This window comes from Desulfomonilia bacterium, from assembly GCA_036567785.1.
Lineage (GTDB): Bacteria > Desulfobacterota > Desulfomonilia > UBA1062 > UBA1062 > DATCTV01.
Window position 1 is genome coordinate 20,706 of the sequence record DATCTV010000027.1, and the last position, 19,270, is coordinate 39,975.

The window sequence follows — 19,270 nt, forward strand, 5'->3', positions numbered from 1 at the left end:
AATTTATGAAACAGGAAAAGATTATCATACCGAACAAATTGGGAATGCACGCCAGATCTGCGGCAAGTTTCGCCAAGATGGCGGCTTCATTCAGATCGAAAATCGAGGTTGCCAAAGACCATGTCAAGGCGGACGGCAAGAGCATCATGGAACTTCTAACCATATCTGCAGCTATGGGTACCGAGATTACAATCAGTGTTTCAGGCGAAGATGAAGAAGTGGCATTATCGGCACTTTCAAAGCTCGTGAAAGAAGGGTTTGGAGAAATGCTGTGAAACAGCATCATGTCCACATACTGCACGGGGTAGCCGCTTCGGCCGGTATTGCAATCGGCAATGCAGTCATAATAGACAGAAAGACAATAGAGCGTTACCCTAAAATTCGCATTACAGAAGGCCTTGTCGAAGACGAAATCAGGCGTTTTGATAATGCGATTGAAGCATCATACAAACAGATAGAGGAAGCGAAGAAAAAGCTTGAATCCCATAATGCGGTCAAGGATCATGCATTGATTCTGGAGACCCATCTGCTGATGCTCAGGGACCCGTCACTTATCGACAGAGTGAATAAACTTGTCAGGAAAAACCTTATCAACGCTGAATGGGCGTTGAAAATAGCACTTCAGGATATTGAAGAAAGTTTTGCCTCAATCGGTGACGACTATATCCGGAGCAGGGTAGCCGATACGAATTTTGTAGGCGAACGTATCATGATGAATCTTATTGGCCGCGAGATCAAGGGATTCCACCTGGTGGATAAAAGCATAATCGTATCGCATGACCTGTCTCCGGCTGATACGGCGATGCTCAGCAAGGATCATGTCCTCGGGTTTGCAACCGATGTCGGAGGTCCGACATCCCATACGGCGATAATCGCCCATTCGCTTGAAATTCCAGCCGTCGTGGGACTCGAAAAGGCCTCGACGTCTATCAACCCCGGTGACAAGCTTATTCTTGACGGCATATCGGGCGTAGTCATCGTGAATCCTACTGAGAACCAGATATCCGATTACGAGCAGCGGGCAAAGTCACACCTTACCCTTGAGCTCAAATTGAAGGAAAAGGCCAGGGAGCCCGCAGTAACTATTGATGGAACAAAAATCAGCGTGCTAGGTAATCTTGAATTCAGGGAAGAAGTGAAGACGGTCCTTGACCATGGGGCTGAGGGTATTGGTCTCTACAGGACTGAATTTCTGTATATAAACCGTGAAATCATACCTACCGAAGAAGAACACTTTCAGGCATACAAGGCCGTCGTCGAGACCGTCTCACCGTTTCCGACAACAATCAGGACGCTGGATCTCGGGGGAGACAAGCTAAATTCAAACCTGGGGGATATGAAAAAAGAGACGAATCCCGCAATGGGATTGAGGGCCATAAGGCTTTGTCTGAAAGAACCTGAGCTGTTCAAAACTCAGCTGAAAGGCATATTGAGGGCGAGCAACTACGGGAACACGTCAATTATGTTTCCCATGATTTCAGGCATAGAAGAACTGCACAGGGCATTGGAGATACTTGAGAAAATCAAGCATGATTTCAGGAGGAAGGGGATACCGTTCGATGAAGAAATCAATGTGGGCATAATGGTCGAGGTCCCGTCCGCGGCGATAATAGCCGACCTTCTGGCCAAGGAAGTTGACTTCTTTTCGATAGGAACCAATGATCTTATACAGTATTCGATAGCTATCGACCGCGGAAACGAATATGTGAACTACCTTTACGACCCTCTTCACCCGGCGGTTCTGAGGCTTATCAAATACATTGTTGATTGTGCGCACAAGGAAGGCATCACGGTGTCCATGTGTGGTGAGATGGCTGGAAGAACAATATACACACCGATCCTGCTGGGAATGGGAATAGACCAGTTCTCAACGAATGCCTTTGCCATCTCCCATGTAAAAGAAATGATAAGGAAGATTGACCTTACGAACTGTGCAAATATCGTTAATTCCCTGCTGGAAATGAAGACGGCAGAGGAGATACAGGCGTTCATTTTTGAGGAGTACAAGAGACATTCTGATTTCGAGACCATTCTTGACTGAGTGTTTCATTGTCCACTGAGATGATAAGATACTATGTTTAAAGTGTGTTATAATACCCTGGATAAAGGAATATCCCAGTGAAACAGGAGATTAAGACCAAGACACTTTGCCATAATTCAAAGGCAAGGTTCTCTTATGATATAAGTGAAACCTATGAGACGGGCATTGTGCTGTCCGGTTCGGAAGTCAAGTCTTTAAGGCAGGGCGGTGCAAGCATGAAGGACTGCTATGCCGTTGTAAGAAACGGCGAGATGATACTCCTTAACCTTCATGTCAACCCTTATCTTCAGGCGAACATATTCAACCATGACCCGAGGGCGCCGAGGAAACTCCTGCTTCACAAACGGGAGATATTGAGACTTTCAGGTAAAATCAAGGAAAAAGGGCTTACCCTTGTACCTTTATCGATATATCTGAAGGGAAGCCACATAAAAGTCGAACTGGGACTGGCTAAAGGTAAAACATCCCCGGATAAAAAGAATGCAATCAAGGAAAGAGACATCAGGCGTGACATGCAGAGGGAACTTAAAAATATCGGGAGATAACAGAAAAGTGAATTCATTTGATGAGATTAGAAATATCGATGTTGAAAAAATCCTGAAGAAGGCACTCTCCGGAGGGGGTGATTTCTCTGAAATATTTGCAGAAAAAAGGACAGGGACCGTCATTTCATCAGAGGCGAAAAGGATTGAAAAGTTCAATCTTACGAGTGATTTCGGCATCGGCATCAGGGTGGTGAGAAAGGACGTCAGCGCCTATGCCTATACCAATGACATCAACAGTCTTTTCGAACTGGCATCAACGGTAGCCGAATCAATAAAAAGCGGAGAGAAGGGCGGTGTAGTAACCCTGGAGAAAAGGTCTGCGCCGAAGGTTACTCAGGAAAAAATTCTTTCATGTTCAGTCGAACCGGAGAAGAAGATCTTTCTTGTAAAATCCGCAGAGGAATGTGCATGGAAACATGACAGCAGGGTCGTTCAGGCCAGAGTTATGTATTCTGATTCGAACAGGCAGATTTTTGTTGCAAATTCCAATGGATTTACCTGTGAAGATGATACCGGTGCAATAGTTTTCCTTGTCCAGTGCGTGGTTTCAGACGGCCACATTATGGAAACCGGATATGAGCCGATGGGAGGCGCACGAGGTTTCGAGATTTTTGAGGAGACGGCTCCGGAAGAAATCGCCCGAAGGGCAGTGGCAAGAGCGATACAAACCCTTGCTGCCAGGAGCGCACCGGCAGGGCTGATGCCTGTTGTGCTTTCAAGCGATGCAGGTGGGACAATGGTACATGAGGCCATAGGGCATGGTCTGGAAGCCGATTTTGCGGGCCAGGGCCTTTCAGTCTATTCGGGGAAGATCGGTGAACAGGTGGCGTCCAGTGCGATAACGGTAATAGACGACGGGACAATTCCGGGAAGAAGGGGAAGCATAGGGTGTGACGACGAGGGAACGCTTTCAGAAAAGACTGTTCTTGTGGAAAACGGGATACTGAAATCATATATGACCGATCTTATCTCCGCGGTAAAATATGACCTCAGACCGACTGGAAACGGGCGCCGCGAGTCGTTCAGACACAGGCCGGTTCCGAGAATGACGAATACCATGATCGCTCCGGGAAAGGAAACGCCGGACGATATCATCAGGCTGGCCGAAACCGGGATTTATGTCAAGAAAATGGGCGGAGGTCAGGTAAATCCGGTAACCGGGGATTTTGTATTTGAAGTTTCCGAAGGATACATGATTGAAAAGGGTAACATAGGCGAGCCCATAAGAGGGGCTACACTCATAGGAAACGGTCCGAAGATACTCCTGTCGATTGAGCATGTCGGCAGCGATCTGGGCTGGGGCATAGGCACCTGCGGCAAAGACGGACAGGGCGTGCCTGTCGGGGATGCGCAGCCTACGCTTTTAATACCCGAAATTACCGTGGGAGGTAAAATTCATGAAGAATAGAAAGATGTTACTGACGGTTTTAATTATGTTCACAATACTGGGAATGGGCGGTTGCGCATTTGTAACAATCGACCTCATGAGTCTTATGAGGATTCCCAGCATGCATGAACGGGTTCTTTACAAAGGTACTGACGGCAAGGTCCTTGTTGTGGAAATTCTGGGTCTTATAACAACCACAGGGGTCAGGCAGATGTTTTCTTCCCAGGAAGGGACATATGAACGTCTTGACGCCATATTGAATATTGCAGACAAAGATCCCTCAATTAAAGCCATGGTAATAAAGATTGATTCCCCCGGGGGTTCTGTAACTGCGTCGGACCTGGTGTACAGACGGATTGTAGATTTCAAGACCAAAAAGAAAATTCCTGCCGTTGCCTGCATAACGAACATGGGTGCATCAGGGGCATATATGATCGCCCTTTCAGCGGATAGGATAGTGGCATTGCCTACATCGATGGTGGGAAATGTGGGAGTATTCATTCCATTCATAAGCTTTCAGGGTCTGATGGATATGCTGGGAGTACGCGACGAGACGATAGCATCAGGCAAATACAAGGTTGCAGGCTCGCCGAAGAAGGACATGACTGAAGAGGACAAGGCGATATACAAGGCCATAATAGATGAAATGTATGCCGATTTTATGGCGAAGGTGAAGAAGAACAGACCTGCAATGACGGATGAAGACATCAAAATAGTCGGTGACGGAAGAGTCATGGCGGCAAATACAGCCGTCAGTTATCACGCAATTGATGAAGTGGGATATTACGAAAACGCGGTTAAATCGGTAGAGAAACTTGCTGGGATAACAAATCCCACAGTTGTTGTGTATCGAAGGGACGGGGAAAAACAGGGCGGATTCTATTCCTGGCCTTGATCGATAAATCGAATTCAAGACGGCAGGTATGGTATAAACCATATCTGCCGTCTTCTTTTGTCGGGATTCAATAAAACCCGTTCAGCAGTTTAAGGTTCGCCTCCTTGAGTCTGTTGGCGAGACCTGTAATAATCTTATCGGCAATTTCGGGGTTTTCATGGATCATCTTTTCAAAGCCGATATCTTTAACGTTCATGATTTCGACAATGCTTCTGCCTATGGACCTGATGGTAGCGCTTCTCGGCTCATCCAGTATGATGCTGATTTCACCGAAGTATTCACCCACGTTGTTAATGACAGCAATCGATTTTCCTTTCTTTGATACCTCCAGTCCTCCCTCTGTCTGGATGAGTCTGAATACTTCCATACCATAAGTGTCCTCTTCGATAATGATTTCACCGTCAGCATATTCACGTACATCCAGGTTTATTACTTCAGTGTAGGGTATGTTGGCTTCTGCTATCGAGGTGGTCTGTTCAAGCTGCATATAGGCAGACTTAAGTATAATCGATACAAAGGACGGGTTTGTATATGAAATATCTTCTATGTTTTCGCATCGGTAAGTGGCTATTCTCGATGTTTTTCTGGCCCTGGCGGTGGTGCTGTAATTGATTCCCCTGAAATAATTTTCAAGCCCGAATACATCATGGTCTGTAAGAATTCTGATGGTTTTATCAAGCTGGCTTATGCGCACTTCACCATCAAGGATAACATAGAAATACTCGTTGGGATCACCTTCCCGGACGATGATTTCGCCCGGTTGATATTCTTTGACAACAACGGCCTGGATAAAGTTGGATTCCGGCATAATTGGTGTTTCGGAAATGCATGGAAAAAACTTTACATTTTACTGTAAAGGCCAATAATTTTTATATTGTTCAATGATACTTTCAAGCTCGCTGCATTCTTCAGACGCAATTACAGGCGCGCTTTGACCTTTTAGAACATTTATGACTTCCGATATGGATTCCTTCTGGCCCTCCAGACTGTAACCGCCCTCAAGGACGTAAACCACAGGGGCGTTTACAGTGTTTGCCGCATCCTTTATAATCCCTGCCAGCATCCCGAACCCATGGCTTGAAAGCTGCATGCCGCCTATGGGATCGGCCACATGAGCGTCAAATCCGGCTGATACGAGTACTAGTCCCGGTTTGTATGCTTTAAGGACAGGTGCCAGGACATAATTGTAAATTGATGCGAACTCTCCGTCAGTCTTGCCGTGGCCCAGCGGACAGTTGACTGTGAACCCCTCCCCTTTGCCGCGTCCTGTTTCCTTCAGTCCGCCTGTACCAGGATAATAGGGGTATTGATGGCTTGAAAAATAAAGTACGGAATCGTCTTCATAAAAGCTGTCCTGCGTTCCGTTTCCATGATGGACGTCAAAATCGATTATCATGACCTTTTCTATCCCGAATTCCGAACGTGCCTTTTGTGCTGCAATGGCGACATTGTTGAACAGGCAGAATCCCATTGCCCTGTCATGAAGGCTGTGATGCCCGGGGGGTCTTACGAAAGCAAAACCGCTGGTTATTTCCTTCTTGAGGGTCATATCAACCAGTTTGATAAGGCTTCCCGCGGCCTTCAGGGCTGTATTGAAAGATTCTGACGAATATGCAGTATCAGGGTCGAGGTAACCGCTTCCTCTTTCACAGCTTCTTTTTACTAGCTCGATGTACTCTTTCGTATGGTTGAGATGGATGTCCTCTATCGAGGCATTAACCGGGGTTACAAGCTGAATTCCCTCTCCCGGCGGCGAAAAAAGCGAGTGGATATATGGGATGCGGTAAAGAGTTTCCGGGTGGTTTTCCCCGGTATCGTGGTTCATGAAAACAGGATCGGAAACAATTCCTATCACTGGTACCTCCGGTTTTTCATCATGTGCCCGATTATATAAACCCGGGATAAGCAAGTGATTTGAAATTAAGCCAAAAGAGAGGTTGTGGCAAGATATAAAAATAAAATTTGTTTTTCTGAAGATGTAAGAAAAATTGTGAAAAACCATTATAACATCATAAATGAGCAATCATATCTGCTGCTCATTCATGATGTCGGTGATCCTTGACGTGCCCCTATTTTTTCAGCAGTTTTTTCCGTTTATCATCGGAATCGAGTCCGAGCTGACCGCCGGGGTTCATGATGTTGTTCGGGTCGAAGTGGTGTTTGAGCGTTCTGAGTACGGCCATTTGTTCGGGTCCGAGGTGAGAGTCCATCCAGGGGCCGATAAGTCTTCCCACTCCATGGTGATGACTGAGGGAACCTCCATGCTTCTGTATTGCATCTATAATGCCTGCATGGAATTCCCTGAATTCTTCCGGGTCATCCAGTTTTAATATAAAAATAAAATAGAGATTGGTGCCCTGCGGATAGAAATGCGAAGCGTGGGTCATGCACATTGTACGCGGTCTGGCCTTTATGTACTTGCGTACACCCATATGAAGATTGTGCAGGTTGTCCCATGTGACGCCTGCCTCGAGTGTATCTATCTGTATGCCGTAATCACCAAGATCTTCTCTCATATATGGTTCGGTATAGCGTGTTTTTTCCCACTTCTTGACGGCATAACCGCTCAGGTTTATCGCCCCGTGTTTTTTGACTATACAGGCTATCTTGGATTTGACCAGTTTCGTGTAATCCGCATCACCTTCAGAGTTACCAAGGCAGAGGCAGCGTTTCATGGGCATAAAACCTTTTTTCTGCAGGAACTTGTCGACAAAACCGGGCATGCCGTAAAGCTTCAGTCCCCTGTCCGTTTCTTCAGGGTCAGATATGCGGTAGATCGCGGGTTTTCCGAACTCGGACTGCATAATTTCACGGCTTGCCTCGACTGCAGCTTCCCATGATGGAAACATGTAGCCGAAACGCTGACGGTTTTGAGGCATATAACGGAATATCTTCATAGTGCATTCAACGAGGATTCCGAATGTGCCTTCGGAGCCTTTCATTATGTCGTTGATCTTGGGTCCGGTCGCTGTTGCTGGAAAGTCCAGAGTTTTGAAGTTGCCTACGGGTGTAACGTACTCCTGGCTGAACACTATGTCGTATGCGTCTCCATAATAAGTGGATGCCTGGCCCGAACCCAATGTAACGATCCATCCTCCGACAGTTGAATATTCGAATGACTGGGGAAAGTGTCCGCATGTATATGCAAGCTTTGTCCCGAAGAGGGTTGGCGCATTGTTCAACGCATGCTCATAAGCCGGGCCGAACATGCCGGGCTGGACAAGAGCTGTCTGGTTCAGCTCGTTAATTTTGAGCAGCTTGTTCATGTGTGTGCTGAGTACGAGTGTGACCCCGCCTTTTGCAGGCTTGCATCCGAAGTTAACTGATGATCCCGCAGCAAAAACGGTTACAGGAATTTTTTCGCTGTTGCAATATTCAACTATTTTCGCGACATCATGCTTATCCCTGGGATGAAGGACTACATCTGCAATTTCACTTATAATGCCTTTCCTCAGTTCAAGCATTTCCTCCGTAGTTTTGCCGTATGAGAATCTGACGCGTGAAAAATCATCAAGTGATACATTCTCATTACCCACGATTGCTGAAAGCTTTTCTATCTGCCCGGGATTCAGTGCCGGCGGTCTGTTCAAAACCACCCGTGTATTTCCTTCATCCTTCTTCTTTTTAAAATCGTCATCAGTCAGTCCGAATTCTTCTTTCATCATTTCATACCAGTGGGCACTCGGATGCTTGAAATGGTTGGGATCTCCGTATTTAAAAATAGACCTGTAGGAACCTGTTGCCGGTGCCGTTTCCGTCCATGATGGGATGAAGTGATTTTTTCCAAACATAATAACTCTCCTTTAATAAGGTATTAAATCCTATTCGGCAGGTACCCTGAGCAAGTTTACCGTTTCTTCAATTTCGTCACTGATGCGTTTTGTATTCCAGTGCAATTCGCGGCCTGCCGTTTCGGCAACTTTTTCAAGTATATCGGTACCCGGATTTCCAAGTGTCGCTATCCCTGTCCTTCGAAGAACGATATCCGATAGCTTTTGCGCCATTTCATTTCTCACGGCATGTGAAACCTGTGCAAGGATTTCTCCATCACTGTCAAGAACATCTGTCAGATGCTTCTCTGACCTGGCGATTCCCATAACGTCAAAGCATTCCGTACCGTAGTTTCTGCCGAGATATTCCACGGTCTCTCCTGAAAAGTCCCTGTTGTTTTTCTGAAGGTCATACATGAAGGTGTTCATGTCCTTGATCTCGCAGCCCCAGAGATATTTTCTGCCGGTTATAGCTGCCCCTGCGGGAATGCCCATTTTATGCATAACCAGATTCATGCAGTTTTCAGCCAGATTACGGCTTGTAGTATACTTTCCGCCTTCAACGGTGACCAATCCGTCCAGGCCTTCATTTTTATTATCATAAATTTCATATTTTCTGGAACTTGAATATGTCTCCTCTGTCTGCTCCTCGACCAGCGGGCGGAGTCCGCCAAAGGCATATCTGACATCCTCATATGACAGACTGCCGTCGCCAAAAGACATGTTAACTTCATTGATCAATTCAATAATGCTCTCTTTTGTAACCCTGTAATCATCAGGAGAACCCGAATATGGTTTGTCCGTAGTGCCGATAAGGGTGTGGTTTCTCCACGGAATAAGGAAGAAGTGCCTTCCTTTTGGCGTAATCGTGCCGACAACGTATTTTCCTGAAAGCATTTTCTTGTTCGTTATTATGTGGATACCTTCAGAACGCCTGAGCGAGCATGAAGAACCTGGTTTTGCCAGTCCGAGTATGATGTCGGCCCATGGTCCCCCGCAGTTTATCGTTATCTTTCCCCGTATTTCATGGGTGGCGCCGTTAAGTGTGTCGGTGACCTTGACCCCTGTAACGCGGTTATCTTCAATCAGGAATCCGTTGACAAGTGTATAATTTGCAGCCTTTGCTCCGTAAGAAACTGCTGATTTGATAAATGCGAGCGTAAGGCGTTCGGGGAAAATGCTTGTGCAGTCGTAGAATATAGAAGCCCCGGTCAGTCTGTCTTTTCTCACATTCGGTTCATTAATGAGAACTTTATCCTTTGACATGCTGTGATGGTAGGGAACCTTCTTGCTCTTGTCCCAGGTAAAACCTTTATCGAAGGAGAGCATATCATACAGGAGCATGGCCACCTTCATTACGCGTTTTCTGTTTGATATCGGCAAAGAGCTGTGTGTCATCATGATTGGGGTGGGATAAACAAAATTCGGGGCGATGTTTTCCAGCACACGCCTCTCTCGCAGCGATTCCCTTACAAGGCCGAATTCTCCGTTCGCCAGATATCTGAGTCCCCCGTGAATCAGTTTTGAGGTGACAGAAGAAGTGGCCCAGGAAAAGTCTTTTTTTTCAACAAGTGCAACCTTAAGTCCTCTTGTCGCCGCGTCATAGGCAATCGATGCCCCGGTAATACCGCCTCCAATTACAATAATGTCGAAGTGTTCGCCCTGGTAATTATCAATAAATCTTTTCATAGCTCAGACTCCTGAGTTTTATTAAGATATTCTCTTGTCGCGTTTTCAGTAAATTCAAGGATTTCCTTCATTATGCTTCTGGCTCTTAATGCATCGCTGTTGTTGAGGGCCTTGAAAATCTCCTTATGGAATTTTTCTGTCCTTTTTACATTTTTTTCATTGTTGAAATAGAGATAGCTAAGGTCGCGGTATGTCTGATTAAAGAAATTAAGCAGTATTATATACAGTATGTTTTTTGTAGATCTGGCTATCAACTGATGAACCAGCAGGTCTTTTTCCTGAATTGGAATGGATGAATCCTGAACGGCCTTTTCAAGCTCGGCAAGGTCTATTTCCGTACGCCGTTGGGCGGCAAGCCCCGCCATTTCCGTGCATAAGGTATTGCGGGCTTCAATGAGAGAGAAGAATATGTCCTTGTTAACAGAGCCGTTCCCGTGTGCGATAATGCTCTTAATAAGCTCCAGATTGCCGTTCATGGCGAAATCCTTAACATAAACACCATTTCCGTGCTGAATTTCGAGGAGACCATGTGTTTCAAGTCTTCTTATGGCTTCACGCACCGTGGCACGGTTTACTCCAAAAGTGAGTGCGAGTTCGCGCTCGGACGGAAGCCTGGACCCGGGCTGTATTTCGCCCCTGATTATCTTCCCCTCTATCACCCCGGCTATCTCTTCATGAAGCCTTGTCCTGGTCAACGGCTCGGCAAATATTTCCGGTACAGTCACATATGCTCCTATAAATGGTTGGGTGGTACAGTGGTTGAACCAATAAATTAAAAATACTGAGATTTCAAGAAAATATTTTTCTTTTTTATTATAAAATTATATTAATATTTATGAGGGGATTGCATGAAACCATCGTACAGAATGATCTGGATTATGGCTCTGATTGGTATCTTTATCACTTCAGGCTGCTCAAATGATAAAGAAGAAAGCGGTTCCGGTTCTGGGCGTTCGCTGTTCCGTAGTGACAATATTCCTCCTGTTCCGGGGAAAAAAATTACATTAACGCAGAAGACTCCCCAGAACATAGTAGTTACGTGGGATGCATCCTCTGATTATGAAACGCTTCAGAAGAACCTGCAATACAAGCTTGTTTATTCAGCAAGGAACAATATAGGCACTGTCGATAGCGCAGAAAGAAACGGTACGGTAGTTATGGGATGGACCCCCGGGACTCTGTCAAGGCAGGTTAAAGGCTTGCCATCAACCGGTGCTTATTATTTTACGGTACTTGTAAGAGATGAGGCAGGCAATATGGCTGTATATGTTCCCCAATCCCTGTCCGCTCAAGAGTCTAATCTCTCTGTTGCAAACATGTCGATGAGAGATGAAGCCGGAAACAAAACCGTTTTCACGCCGCGTAAATCGTCTGCTCATGACACGAATACACCTCAAGTCGTATCAGGCCTTGTTGTTAGCGATATAACATTTGACGGTGCCACTGTTTCATGGGAGCCTGCAGACGATGATGTTACACCGCCTGACAGACTGCAGTATAAGGTCATATATTCAACAAACCGGGATATGGATAATGTGAAAGATGCTGAAAATAACGGACAGTCTGCAATGGAGTGGACGGCAAATATAACTTCCCACAGGATAAGCGGCCTTGAACCTTCAACAACCTATTATATTGCAACTCTGGTAAGGGATGAGGCTGGAAATACGGCCATCTACGAGCCCCGTGAAGTAACGACAACATCACAGTCAGGCAAGGGTTCAGGTGAGTAAAGAAATCAGAGATATTAACAGTATGGAAGAAGAATGTACTTGCCGTATCTCTGATGAAATATATTCATAAAAGATCTGGAGGTCCGCATGTCTTTACCGAACAGGCAAAACCCGTATTCTTTTGACGACTTTCTTTCCTGGAGGAAATCCATAGATTATTACCTTGATGACAAATTTCTTCAGAAGGTTCTGAAGCATTTTTCCGCAGGCGACTGGGATGATGTGGACCATGAACTAAGGAGAATGTCGGCAGATGTATCTTTTAACTGGCGCGATCTCAGCGATGCCATAGCCGTCCCCGAAAAAAGACCTTATGTGATGCATTATGACGGCCATAATCACAGAATAGACAGGATTGTGAGGCCGGCGGAGACTCTTAAACTTGAAAAAGAGATATTTTCCCAGGCGATATTTTCTGAAAAAACTAATCCCTGGGTGCGCCTTGCCAAGATGTTTCTCATCTACCAGAACGGTGAGGCTTGCGTAGCCTGTCCCATGGTATGCACGGAAGGCCTGGTTGCACTCCTCGATCGTTATGCAGATACGCCGGTGCTTAAAAATATTCTCAGGCATTGCAAGGAAGGGATAAATGGCGATTTCGGCATTGGTGCCCAGTATCTCTCGGAGATACAGGGCGGATCAGATGTCCCTTCAAATCTTATTGAAGCTGTAAGGGATGGCGATGTCTGGCGGATATACGGAACAAAATTCTTCTGTTCGGCAACTCATGCCGATTATGCGGTTGTAACAGCAAAGCCTTCAGGCAGTGAAAAAGTTGGCCTTTTCATAGTCCCTTCATGGCTAGAGGGGGATAAGGAAAAAGAGAAAAGAAACGGTTTTACGATAGACAGGATCAAATGGAAGATGGGTACCAGCGAACTTACTACTGCCGAGATTACCTTTAATGGATCAATCGCATATCAAGCAGGCCCTCTGGACAGGGGTCTAGCAAATGTCGTCGGTATCGTTCTTACATATTCCAGGCTTACAGTGGGTCTGTCTGCGGCTGCAAGCATGACCCGTGCGGCGAGAGAGGCAAAGGGATATGCGGAAAGGAGATCGGCCTTCGGTTTAAATATTGATTTATTCCCCATGCTCAAAGGCCAGCTTTCAAAGCTGGATCTTAATGCGAAAAGGACAACTGCCGGGGCTTTCAAGCTGTATCATGAATTCCTTGCACTCCCCGGAGGACTGAAAGGCGGAATTGTTACCGACGAACCAGAAGATACCAGAAAAAAGCGGTTTGCGATAAGAGAGCTTATAATGCTGCAAAAAATTGCAGCCTCATGGGATGCAACCGATATGCTGAGGCTCGCAATGAGTGTCTTCGGCGGGCATGGGGTAATGGAAGATTTTTCGTCCCTGCCGAGGCTTTTCAGGGATGCGGCCATAAACGAACTGTGGGAAGGACCCCGTAATGTTCTCCTGACTCAGATTCACAGGGATCTATCGAGGGCTGCGGCATGGTATGCACCTGAAGAGTTTGTTAAAGACATCCTCTCAGGTGCTGATAATGTGATTATTTCAGGTATGTCCGGAAGAATGAAGGAACTGTCTCAATGCAATCTGCTGGGTAATGATGATTCTTCAATATCTGCATGTGAAAAATGGGACACATTCTGCCACGATCTTTTCCATGCCTATCAGGATATTGCACTGACAGAGGTCAATGATGGCTGAATGCAATTTTTCTGGTAAGTAAAAACAGGTTTGATATAATCGTTCTGATTGTTAGATAAAACCTTGAATATTAAGGAGCCTCAAATGAGGATACTGGTAATTGAAGATGAAAAAAAGGTGGCAGGATTTCTGAAGAATGGTCTTAAAGAGGAAGGTTATGCAGTAGATGATGCTTTTGATGGACAAACCGGCTTTGATATGGCCATCGAAAATGAATACGACATGATCATCCTGGATCTCATGCTCCCGGGGCTTGACGGGATTACACTGTGCAAGAAGCTCAGAGAACAGGGCAACAATACCCCCATTTTAATGCTTACAGCCAGAGAGGCCGTCAAAGACAGGGTAATCGGGCTTGATGCGGGAGCCGATGACTATATGACAAAACCTTTTGCATTTGAAGAACTTCTGGCAAGGGTCAGGGTGATTCTGAGAAAGAGGCCGGTTGCGCAGGAACTGAAACTGGAAGTAGGCGATCTGGTTCTTGATCTTATTACACATAAGGTAAAACGCGGTGGTGATGAAATCGAACTGACTACAAAGGAATATGCACTGCTTGAATTCCTGATGAGGAATGCCGGAAATATAGTAACGCGAACCATGATAGCCGAACATGTATGGGATATAAACTTTGAGACCTTCACCAATGTTATCGATGTTTACATAAACTACCTGAGAAACAAGATAGACCGCGACCATGACGAAAAGCTTATACATACGGTGAGGGGAAGGGGATATGTTCTTAAAAAGTGACCTTATCCGGTCTATTAGAATAAGGTTTATTGCATGGTATGCTCTTATCCTGACTGTTACATTCCTGTTGTTCAGTACTGTTCTTTATGTATATCTTCAAAAGAGTCTGAGCTCTTACCTTGATTTTATACTTGAATCGAAGGCCGAGGGTGTCGCAGCATCCATAAATACATATTGGGAAACCGAGAAAATGGTTGCTGTTCACAGTAAAGGCATCAGCAGGAAGACTCTTAGCAAGATTAATAATAAAAACTTTCTGAAAATTGCAAACAGATGGGTTGAAGAGCGGTCTAATGATCCGGACCTTGTAAGCGTTATCATTCAGATTTATAAACCGAACGGTGAAATAGTCGCTTATTCGAAAAGTGCACCTATTGTTAATCTGCCCGGGGAAGCAATTGATAAATTAAAAAAGGGTCAGGATTTCTATGGAAATGAAAGAATAGAGATCTCGGAAAAAACCTTCCAGGATTTCAGGTTTGTGTCCATACCGGTAAAGGAAGGGAAATCGGTAGCATACATAGTTCAGGTCGCGAGTCCCCTGACTTTCATTTATACAACACTTAACAGGGTCAAGCTGATTCTGTTCGTAACACTTCCGCTTACAGTAATAATAGCCAGTATACTTGCTGGGATGTTCCTGGCAAGTATAACACTCAAACCATTGAACAAGATGATCGGGACCGTACGTCAGATTACCGGAGCCAATCTTGACACAAGAGTTGATATTCCAGAGAACATGGATGAGATCAGGGAGCTTGCAGAAACATTTAATGACATGCTCGAAAGGATTAACCGTTCATTTGCCGTACAGAAGCAGTTTATGCAGGATGTTTCCCATGAGTTGAAAACTCCCCTTACTGTTATAAGAGGTGAAATGGAAGTTGCACTCAAGAGAGAGCGCTCTATTAATGAATACAGGGATATACTTGAAAGCAGTCTTGATGAGATAAAAAAGATAAACCGTATACTTGAAAGTCTTCTCGCACTTGCAAGATTCGACAGTGATGCTGTCTCATTACATAAAGAGTCCACTGATGTAACAGAGATGATCAAGGAAATTCTGAATGACATTGAGATATTGGCATTACAGAAAAACATTGAGATTACGATTATCTCTGAAGCCTCTGATAATATAGTCAACATTGACAGGGAAAGGATGAGAAGGGTCTTTTACAATATTTTTGACAATGCCATCAAATATTCCAGTGAAAAAGGAAAAATCGAGGTTGATGTTGAAAGGGTTGATTCGGAAATATTAATTAATATCAGCGATTCAGGACCGGGTATTTCCGAAGAAGATATTCCATATATTTTTGACAGGTTTTATCGTGCGGACAAAGCCAGATGCAGTGAAGGTTTTGGCCTTGGCTTAAGTATTGCGAAATCGATAGTCAAAGCTCACAACGGAAATATCGAAGTCAGAAGCGTTCCAGGCTCGGGTGCAACCTTTACAATTTCTCTGCCAGCCAGCTTATAGACCCAATTATAATATTTTAATATGTTTCTAATCATCTTTTAATCGATACAATCATATAGGAAGAAAAAAATTAAGGAGGCAGTGTTTATGAAAAAAGTATTAGTAAGCTTTTTAGTACTCGTAGCATTCACGTTCATGGTAACCGCAGCATTCGCAGCAGATGCAGCAGCACCGGCAGCACCGGCCGACAAGGCAGCCACCGCAGTTTCAGCTGACAAAGCGGCACCGGCAGCAGACAAGGCAGCTCCGGCAGACAAGAAAGCAGACAAGAAAGCAAAGAAGACAAAGAAAGCAAAAAAGGTCGACAAGAAAGCAGAACCGGCAACTCCAGCAGCCCCAGCTGCCCCGGCAGCACCGGCAGCACCAGCAGCACCGGCAGCCCCGGCAGCACCAGCAAAGTAAAATAGTTATTAAAAATAAATGGTCTGAGAATGAGAAGGACAATAATACTGTTGATCATTCTTGGACTGACTTCAACGATTTGTTTTGCAGACAAGGCGGCAGACCCGAAAAAGACTGCCGCCTTGTCTTATAAAGATACAAAGGAATATGTTGCGACAGGGTATGTTGAAACAGTTATTCCCGAAGATCCGAAACAGGGTGAAAAATCAAAAATCATCATTGTAACCGATGACAACAAAAGAATAATTTTCTTTGTAAAAAAAACCACCACAATCTACGATATTGATATGAAGGCCAAAACACTCTCCGCAATATTTGTTAAGACAAGGGTGACAATAAGATTCAGATCTGACAAAGATGGATTTTATGAAGCCTTGTCTATCGTCGAATTAGGAAATTAGACTAATTTTCTTCACTTGCCGGAGAAATCCCTATCCATGAAAAAATTGAACTTGATTATTACCCTGATCATGTTGTGCCTGTTTATTAAGGTACCACTTTCGGCTTTTAACTGGGATAATCCCGATTTCGGTCAGGACGGTATGGCTGGACTGACTGATTCAGAGAAAAATGAACTGAAAAATGGCAGGATTGTTTTTTCTGCAACCGACAAGGAAAAAGATAATTCCATGATAGAGGCAACCATTATCTTCAACAAACCTCCTGAAGAAGTATGGGATATGCTCTCTAAGACAGAAGAACAGATCAAATACCTAAAAGAGGTGAATAAAATAAAACTCATTGATAGAAACTGCAACACGGACACAATGTGGTTTCAGTTAAAAATAATCCTTTTCACGTTAAGATATCAGATAAACCATCATTACAATAAAGATTATATGTGTTTCTACTGGTCGCTTGATCCGTCATATAAAAGTGATTTCAGGGAACTTAAAGGCTTCTGGAAGTTTTATCCTTATGAGAATAATAAAACAGTTGCACGATATGGAAGCCTGGTAAACATAAAATTTTTGCCCTTATGGCTTCAGGATGCAATAAAGAAAAAAGGTGTCGAAAAAGCGCTCAACTCAGTCAAATGCTATGTTGATTCAGGTGGAACCTGCAAAAGGAAGGGATATTAAAAAGGGCTTTTGTCTGCCCTTATAATAGTAACCGTTTTCTTCAGATATTAGATTTACTTACGGCCTGATCCTGCTTCCTGAGGATCTTGCCGGAAAGCACTCCCTTTTTGAGTTCTCCATTTTCAACGACTACTCGGCCGTTAATCATTACTAAATCAAGTCCGGTCGGATGATGTACCGGGTCGCGGAAGACAGCTTTTGTTTTGAAATTTCGAGCATCCATTATCAGCAGGTCTGCAAAATATCCTTCCTTTATCAATCCTCTATTCTCAATGCCGAATTCCTTTGCAGGCAGACCAGTACATTTGTATACGGCAGTCTCAAGACTGATCAGGCCTTTTTCGAATACATACCTGCCGATAAATTTGGGGTAGCATCCATAAAACAGGTATGAGGGTTTGCCGATACCAAGCAGGATGGTATCGGTAGTGATCATTACAGAAGGGTCGACAAGAGCAGGAAATGTGTAGCCTTCCGTAAATATATCATCAGGTTCGCTCATGGATTCAAAAACCAGTACATGGCCGTCCTCTTCTATGAGAAGGTCGCACATGACGTCAAACGGGTGGATTCCACGTTCTTCTCCAATTTCAGTAAACCTTCTGCCTTCAAGGTTTTTATTTTTATGGCTGCCTACGGCCATAATGGTCACGGCATCCCATCCCATAAGCCGCATGAAATTCATTGACCAGCTGTTCCTTCCTCTGTGAGGCCATACAGGTTTTCCCACTTCTATGTCTTTTTTTATGATCGCACGTGTCTCCTTGTCAGAGATTTTATCAAGTACGTCTTTTTTGCCTCCGACCAGAGTCCAGGGAGGGAAGAATGCAAGCAGATGGGTGAACCCTGCGGTTGTAGGCATAATGTCCAGTGTTACATTGCCGCCCTTCTTGCGTTCGTTTTCAAATAACCCCAGAATTCGATTCATTTCCATGTCCAGTATAGCTTTGGGAATAACTTTAGTGGCCAGTTCGGCATTTCTTGCAAGCCATTTGAGCCCTTTTAATGCCAGATCATGGAATGGGCCCGCCCAGGGTACGGAAAATATATGAGCCGAGTGGGTATGTATGCCGCACCTGCGTGAAATTTCACCTAGTTCTCCAACAGCCTGAGGCATTGTCGATGATGTATAAGACCTCAGGTGACTTGCATGGATACCATCATACCTGGCCAAAGGTGTTGAGAGTTCAACAAGCTCCTCGGTATCTGAGTTGAGTCCGGGTGCATACTGCAGTCCGGATGAGAGTCCGAAACAGCCTGCTTCCATGCTTTCTACGAGCTGATTCTTCATATGTTCGATTTCTGATTTCGCAAGCAGACGGTTGTTTATTCCGGAAGCGCTTATCCTAAGGATTCCATGAGGTACCAGCAGGGCCATGTTTGTAAGCATGCCCCTTTTTTCAGCAAATTCCATGAAACTGTTTACATCGCTCCACTTGATGTCATTGTCATAATCCATTTGAGTGAACACTTCGAGATAGGTCTTGAGGCCGGAGGAATTTACATTTGTTAGCGGTGCAAGCCCCATACCGCAATGACCGCCTACAAATGTGGTAATGCCCTGCTTCACCAGTGGAGAGAGTATGTTTTCAAAATCATCTTTGAAAAGAGCAAGATCGGCGTGCGAATGAGCGTCAATGAAACCCGGACAGACTGTCCTGCCATGGGCGTTTATTCTCCGCTCAGCTTCGCTTTTTTTAAGGTCTCCTATTACCTCGATCAGGTTGCCTTTGATTCCTATGTCGGCTTTATAGGACGGTTTTCCCGAACCATCTGTGATATCGGCGTTTTCAATAATAATGTCAAACATTGT

18 protein-coding genes are annotated in these 19,270 nt (G+C 44.8%); 12 read left to right on the plus strand and 6 right to left on the minus strand.

Translation table 11 applies throughout. The features are described from left to right. Positions 1-5 precede the first annotated feature (5 nt). From VIS94_05545 to sppA, 5 genes are all read left to right on the plus strand, one after another. Positions 6-275, plus strand: a complete 270-nt coding sequence (locus VIS94_05545; GenBank protein ID HEY9160528.1) for an HPr family phosphocarrier protein — start codon at positions 6-8, stop codon at positions 273-275. Then, on the plus strand, positions 272-2,041 hold the full coding sequence (gene ptsP, locus VIS94_05550; GenBank protein ID HEY9160529.1) for a phosphoenolpyruvate--protein phosphotransferase: 1,770 nt from the start codon (positions 272-274) through the stop codon (positions 2,039-2,041). Before VIS94_05545 ends, ptsP begins: the two co-directional genes overlap by 4 nt. 77 nt (positions 2,042-2,118) lie before the next feature. After that, positions 2,119-2,586 (plus strand): SsrA-binding protein SmpB, encoded by a 468-nt coding sequence (gene smpB, locus VIS94_05555; GenBank protein ID HEY9160530.1) that lies wholly within the window; start codon positions 2,119-2,121, stop codon positions 2,584-2,586. A gap of 7 nt (positions 2,587-2,593) precedes the next feature. After that, the gene (locus VIS94_05560) at positions 2,594-3,994 is read left to right on the plus strand and encodes a TldD/PmbA family protein (GenBank protein HEY9160531.1); all 1,401 of its coding nucleotides are present in this window, start codon (positions 2,594-2,596) and stop codon (positions 3,992-3,994) included. After that, positions 3,984-4,868, plus strand: coding sequence for a signal peptide peptidase SppA (gene sppA, locus VIS94_05565; protein ID HEY9160532.1), 885 nt, complete (start codon positions 3,984-3,986; stop codon positions 4,866-4,868). The genes VIS94_05560 and sppA overlap by 11 nt, the downstream gene beginning before the upstream one ends. A gap of 67 nt (positions 4,869-4,935) precedes the next feature. Here the strand turns inward: sppA and VIS94_05570 are convergent, their stop codons facing one another. The 5 genes from VIS94_05570 to VIS94_05590 all read right to left on the minus strand — a co-directional run bounded on the left by VIS94_05570 (position 4,936) and on the right by VIS94_05590 (position 11,052). Further along, on the minus strand, positions 4,936-5,676 hold the full coding sequence (locus VIS94_05570; GenBank protein HEY9160533.1) for a cyclic nucleotide-binding domain-containing protein: 741 nt from the start codon (positions 5,674-5,676) through the stop codon (positions 4,936-4,938). 39 nt (positions 5,677-5,715) lie between these two features. Beyond that, positions 5,716-6,723: a histone deacetylase gene (locus VIS94_05575; GenBank protein ID HEY9160534.1), complete on the minus strand. Its 1,008-nt coding sequence runs from the start codon at positions 6,721-6,723 to the stop codon at positions 5,716-5,718. 214 nt (positions 6,724-6,937) lie between these two features. Beyond that, positions 6,938-8,659, minus strand: a complete 1,722-nt coding sequence (locus tag VIS94_05580) for an FAD-binding oxidoreductase (GenBank protein HEY9160535.1) — start codon at positions 8,657-8,659, stop codon at positions 6,938-6,940. A 30-nt stretch (positions 8,660-8,689) separates the two neighbouring features. Next, a complete protein-coding gene (locus VIS94_05585) occupies positions 8,690-10,327 on the minus strand; it encodes a glycerol-3-phosphate dehydrogenase/oxidase (GenBank protein ID HEY9160536.1) in 1,638 nt (545 codons plus the stop codon). Then, positions 10,324-11,052: a FadR/GntR family transcriptional regulator gene (locus VIS94_05590; GenBank protein HEY9160537.1), complete on the minus strand. Its 729-nt coding sequence runs from the start codon at positions 11,050-11,052 to the stop codon at positions 10,324-10,326. The genes VIS94_05585 and VIS94_05590 overlap by 4 nt, the downstream gene beginning before the upstream one ends. A 123-nt stretch (positions 11,053-11,175) precedes the next feature. Here VIS94_05590 and VIS94_05595 point away from each other — a divergent pair, with 123 nt between their 5' ends. The 7 genes from VIS94_05595 (at position 11,176) to VIS94_05625 (ending at position 17,457) form a co-directional block, all read left to right on the plus strand. Next, positions 11,176-12,060, plus strand: coding sequence for a fibronectin type III domain-containing protein (locus tag VIS94_05595; GenBank protein ID HEY9160538.1), 885 nt, complete (start codon positions 11,176-11,178; stop codon positions 12,058-12,060). Positions 12,061-12,147: 87 nt separating this feature from the next. Continuing rightward, a complete protein-coding gene (locus tag VIS94_05600; GenBank protein ID HEY9160539.1) occupies positions 12,148-13,740 on the plus strand; it encodes an acyl-CoA dehydrogenase family protein in 1,593 nt (530 codons plus the stop codon). Positions 13,741-13,824: 84 nt separating this feature from the next. Further along, on the plus strand, positions 13,825-14,493 hold the full coding sequence (locus VIS94_05605) for a response regulator transcription factor (GenBank protein HEY9160540.1): 669 nt from the start codon (positions 13,825-13,827) through the stop codon (positions 14,491-14,493). Beyond that, positions 14,477-15,973 carry an ATP-binding protein gene (locus VIS94_05610; GenBank protein HEY9160541.1) on the plus strand — a complete coding sequence of 499 codons (1,497 nt, stop codon included), beginning with the start codon at positions 14,477-14,479 and terminating at the stop codon, positions 15,971-15,973. The genes VIS94_05605 and VIS94_05610 overlap by 17 nt, the downstream gene beginning before the upstream one ends. 87 nt (positions 15,974-16,060) lie before the next feature. Continuing rightward, positions 16,061-16,375 (plus strand): hypothetical protein, encoded by a 315-nt coding sequence (locus tag VIS94_05615; protein ID HEY9160542.1) that lies wholly within the window; start codon positions 16,061-16,063, stop codon positions 16,373-16,375. Positions 16,376-16,404: 29 nt separating this feature from the next. Beyond that, positions 16,405-16,776, plus strand: coding sequence for a hypothetical protein (locus VIS94_05620; GenBank protein HEY9160543.1), 372 nt, complete (start codon positions 16,405-16,407; stop codon positions 16,774-16,776). A 36-nt stretch (positions 16,777-16,812) separates the two neighbouring features. Beyond that, complete coding sequence (locus VIS94_05625) at positions 16,813-17,457, plus strand: hypothetical protein (protein HEY9160544.1); 645 nt, start codon at positions 16,813-16,815, stop codon at positions 17,455-17,457. A 40-nt stretch (positions 17,458-17,497) separates the two neighbouring features. Here VIS94_05625 and VIS94_05630 read toward each other — a convergent pair whose 3' ends face one another. After that, positions 17,498-19,267: an amidohydrolase family protein gene (locus VIS94_05630; GenBank protein ID HEY9160545.1), complete on the minus strand. Its 1,770-nt coding sequence runs from the start codon at positions 19,265-19,267 to the stop codon at positions 17,498-17,500. Positions 19,268-19,270: the final 3 nt, after the last annotated feature.

What these genes read in the sequence shown, in the direction of transcription:
- VIS94_05545 (HEY9160528.1), top strand. Translation starts at nt 6, where the DNA reads ATGAAACAGGAAAAGATTATCATACCGAACAAATTGGGAATGCACGCC.
- sppA (HEY9160532.1), top strand. Translation starts at nt 3,984, where the DNA reads ATGAAGAATAGAAAGATGTTACTGACGGTTTTAATTATGTTCACAATA.
- VIS94_05570 (HEY9160533.1), bottom strand. Translation starts at nt 5,676, where the DNA reads ATGCCGGAATCCAACTTTATCCAGGCCGTTGTTGTCAAAGAATATCAA.
- VIS94_05580 (HEY9160535.1), bottom strand. Translation starts at nt 8,659, where the DNA reads ATGTTTGGAAAAAATCACTTCATCCCATCATGGACGGAAACGGCACCG.
- VIS94_05585 (HEY9160536.1), bottom strand. Translation starts at nt 10,327, where the DNA reads ATGAAAAGATTTATTGATAATTACCAGGGCGAACACTTCGACATTATT.
- VIS94_05595 (HEY9160538.1), top strand. Translation starts at nt 11,176, where the DNA reads ATGAAACCATCGTACAGAATGATCTGGATTATGGCTCTGATTGGTATC.
- VIS94_05600 (HEY9160539.1), top strand. Translation starts at nt 12,148, where the DNA reads ATGTCTTTACCGAACAGGCAAAACCCGTATTCTTTTGACGACTTTCTT.
- VIS94_05605 (HEY9160540.1), top strand. Translation starts at nt 13,825, where the DNA reads ATGAGGATACTGGTAATTGAAGATGAAAAAAAGGTGGCAGGATTTCTG.
- VIS94_05610 (HEY9160541.1), top strand. Translation starts at nt 14,477, where the DNA reads ATGTTCTTAAAAAGTGACCTTATCCGGTCTATTAGAATAAGGTTTATT.
- VIS94_05615 (HEY9160542.1), top strand. Translation starts at nt 16,061, where the DNA reads ATGAAAAAAGTATTAGTAAGCTTTTTAGTACTCGTAGCATTCACGTTC.
- VIS94_05620 (HEY9160543.1), top strand. Translation starts at nt 16,405, where the DNA reads ATGAGAAGGACAATAATACTGTTGATCATTCTTGGACTGACTTCAACG.
- VIS94_05625 (HEY9160544.1), top strand. Translation starts at nt 16,813, where the DNA reads ATGAAAAAATTGAACTTGATTATTACCCTGATCATGTTGTGCCTGTTT.
- VIS94_05630 (HEY9160545.1), bottom strand. Translation starts at nt 19,267, where the DNA reads ATGTTTGACATTATTATTGAAAACGCCGATATCACAGATGGTTCGGGA.